Source organism: Microbispora sp. CSR-4, assembly GCF_008033685.1.
In the GTDB taxonomy this organism is placed as follows: domain Bacteria; phylum Actinomycetota; class Actinomycetes; order Streptosporangiales; family Streptosporangiaceae; genus Microbispora.
In genome coordinates, this window is record NZ_VJVX01000314.1 from 1 (window position 1) to 344 (window position 344).

The 344-nt window shown below is 77.0% G+C and carries 1 pseudogene; it reads right to left on the minus strand.

Annotated features, from left to right (window positions below):
• A pseudogene (locus FLV34_RS41170) lies at positions 1-255 on the minus strand (hypothetical protein); the annotation flags it as partial.
• Positions 256-344: the final 89 nt, after the last annotated feature.

Genomic DNA, 344 nt, shown 5'->3' on the forward strand with positions numbered 1-344 from the left:
CAGACCCGACAAGTCCAGCACGCGCGCCGCGCCCGCCTCGCCTGGCACGCTCTGCGGACCCGACACGTCCGATGGATCCGGCACCTTCAGCACGCCCGGTGGATCCGGCACGTCCGGTGGATCCGGCGCCTTCAGCCTGCCCGTCGCGCCCGGCACGGGCAGCGCGCCCTGGCCCTTCAACGCACCCGACGCCTTCAGCACGCCCGGCGGATCCGGCGCGTCCGGTGGAGCCGGCGCCTTCAGCACGCCCGGCACGCCCGGTGGGCCCGGTGGGCCCGGTGGGCCCGGCCTACCCTTCGCGTGTGGTGGGCGGGGTGTCCTCCGCTGGCCAGGGTGGGGGCGAG